The organism is uncultured Brachyspira sp., from assembly GCF_944390595.1.
In the GTDB taxonomy this organism is placed as follows: domain Bacteria; phylum Spirochaetota; class Brachyspiria; order Brachyspirales; family Brachyspiraceae; genus Brachyspira.
In genome coordinates this window covers 1-2,782 of record NZ_CALXRN010000137.1, presented here as the reverse complement: position 1 = coordinate 2,782, position 2,782 = coordinate 1, and the positions used below count along the sequence as shown (strand labels likewise).

The following is a 2,782-nucleotide window of genomic DNA, read 5'->3' as shown; positions in this document are numbered from 1 at the left end:
CGCGCCAGACAGGAATCGAACCTGTAACCTACTGCTTAGAAGGCAGTTGCTCTATCCAATTGAGCTACTAGCGCATTCGGGATGGTGAGACTCGAACTCACAACCCCCTGCTCCCAAAGCAGGTACGCTAACCAATTGCGCTACATCCCGCAATCGTTTTCAAGTTAAAACAATTATATACTAATTATTTTTTTTGTCAATATCTTTAATTATGATTTTTTCATAAATTAATTTAAGAATATTTTACAATTTATATAGATTAACCAATTTTTTTGTATATAATTGTTAGTATCAATTATATTTGGGGGTTAAATCATGAGAGATAAAGATTATTTAGAATTATTATCTAAAAAATACCCTACAATAGATGATGCTTCCGTAGAAATTATTAACCTTAAAGCTATTTCCAAACTTCCTAAAGGTACTGAATATTTCTTGAGCGATATACATGGAGAATCTGAAGGGTTTGAATATTTGCTAGGAACTTCTTCTGGGGTTATCAAAGAAAAAATAGAAATTCTATTTAAAAACACTATACCTGAACATGACAGAGTTGAACTTCAAATACTAATAGTGGACACTAAAAATACTATAAATAATAAATCAAGTATGGAAGATTTTTCTGATTGGTGCAGAATTACAATATACAGACTTATTAGAATATGCAAACTTGTAACAAGCAAATATACAAGATCAAAAATTAGAAAAAAAATGCCTCAGAACTTTGCATATATATTAGATGAATTACTGCAAACTGATGCTGAAGAAAATAAAGAAAATTACTACTTTTCTATTATAGATTCTATTATAGAAATATCTGCTGCAGAAAAGTTTATAATAGCTCTTTGCCAGCTTATACGTCAATGCAGTGTAGACAGGCTTCATATAGTGGGAGATATTTATGACAGAGGACCTCATCCGGATAAAGTTATGGAAAGCATAATGACTTTCAATGAGGTTGATATAGCTTGGGGAAATCATGATATACATTGGCTTGGTGCAGCTAAAGGAAGCTTAATATGCGTAGCTAATGCCGTTCGTTTGGCTGTAAGATATAATAATTTCGACTTGCTTGAATACAGTTATGGTATTAATTTAAGATCATTATCATCTTTTGCCAATGATGTTTATAAAGATGATCCTTGCGAAGTATTTAAGCCTAATACATTAGATAAAAATATATACGATGAGGTTGATAAAGATTTAGCTGCTAAAATGCATAAGGCTATATCAATTATACAATTCAAATTAGAATGCCAGCTTATAAAAAGGCATCCTAATTATGGAATGGACGAGAGAATACTGCTTGATAAAATAGATTATGATGCAGGCACTATCACAATAGATGGAAAAACTTACGAACTTAGAGATAAAAATTTCCCTACAATAGATAAAAATAATCCTTTTGAACTTACAGAGGGAGAAAATACATTAATACAGACATTGGCATTTTCATTCATAAACAGCCCTACTCTTCAAAGGCATACTAACTACATATATGCTAAAGGCGGAATATATAGAATATTTAACGGCAATCTTCTTTATCATGGATGCATACCTACTAGAGAAGACGGATCTTTTGATGATGTTTATATTGATGGTCAGTATTTATCAGGAAAAAGATATATTAAGCAGGTAGAAGATAAAGTACGCAAAGCATTCTACTGCGAGGTTGGAAGCGAAGAGCAGTTAAATGCATTAGATTACTGCTGGTATTTATGGTCAGGTCCTAAATCGCCTCTATTTGGTAAAAATAAAATGACCACATTTGAGAGATATTTTATAGAAGATAAAGAAACTCATAAAGAACTTTATAATCCTTACTATTATCATATAGACAGCAAGGAATACTGCCAAAAGATATTAAAAGAATTTGATTTGGATATAGAAACTTCGCATATAGTTAATGGACATGTTCCTGTAAAAACTCATAAAGGAGAAAGTCCTATAAAAGGAGGAGGAATACTTCTTGTTATAGACGGAGGACTCTCTAAAGCATATCATAAGAACACAGGAATAGGAGGCTACACTTTGATATCCAATTCCAACAGAATGGTAATAGCAGAACACAGACCTTTTGCTGAAGTTGTAGAATCAGGATATAAATTGCAGCCTAGATCCATAATAGTAGAACGTTTTATAAAAAGAATCACTGTCGGAGAAACGGATACCGGAAAAGAATTATACAAACGAATAAATGATTTATTAGAGCTTTTAGAAGCATACAGAAGCGGTATTGTTAAAGAAAAAATTAATTAATAATATAAAATTAAAGCTGATATCATAATTTATGATGTCAGCTTTTTTATTGCCATGCCTATAGATATAAAACTTATATTACTTTTAAAAATAGATTTTATAACACTACTGTTAACAAATAAAAAATATAAAACATAAACAGCATATTAAAATAATATAATATATATTTGAAATTTGATAAAAAATAATTGCTTGACTTTTTCTTATATGCATATATTATTTTTATATACATTAAAAAACATATTTTATACAAATGAAAAAAATTGTTGTTTTTATATTGTTTACTTTTATAATTTTTTACCGCCTGTGGTAATTATTCCAATACAAATGACTTAGAAGAAGATGAAATACAAGTTAATAACTATTCTAATGAAACACTAAGAGTTGGTATATATACTTATGATTATCCTATACAGAATTCAAGCAATGATAATATAGGCGGATTCGATTACGATTTAATGAATGAAATAGCTGAAGCATCAGATTTTGAAATACAATTTGTGCCTATGAGATTTTCTAAACT

At 29.8% G+C, this 2,782-nt stretch carries 2 protein-coding genes and 2 tRNA genes; 2 read left to right on the top strand and 2 right to left on the bottom strand.

Annotation, left to right across the window (positions count from 1 at the left end):
- Together Q0J90_RS08150 and Q0J90_RS08145 are read right to left on the bottom strand one after the other, a co-directional pair.
- Positions 1-74 (bottom strand) — tRNA-Arg (locus Q0J90_RS08150).
- 2 nt (positions 75-76) lie between these two features.
- Positions 77-150 (bottom strand) — tRNA-Pro (locus tag Q0J90_RS08145).
- Positions 151-315: 165 nt separating this feature from the next.
- Between Q0J90_RS08145 and Q0J90_RS08140 the strand changes: the two genes are divergently transcribed.
- Positions 316-2,259, top strand: a complete 1,944-nt coding sequence (locus tag Q0J90_RS08140; RefSeq protein ID WP_297277431.1) for a fructose-1,6-bisphosphatase — start codon at positions 316-318, stop codon at positions 2,257-2,259.
- Between the two features lie 347 nt (positions 2,260-2,606).
- On the top strand, positions 2,607-2,782 hold a 176-nt coding region (locus Q0J90_RS14725; protein ID WP_367173869.1), incomplete at its 3' end, for a transporter substrate-binding domain-containing protein.

Coding starts and splice junctions, on each gene's coding strand:
- Q0J90_RS08140 (WP_297277431.1), top strand. CDS start 316: ATGAGAGATAAAGATTATTTAGAATTATTATCTAAAAAATACCCTACA.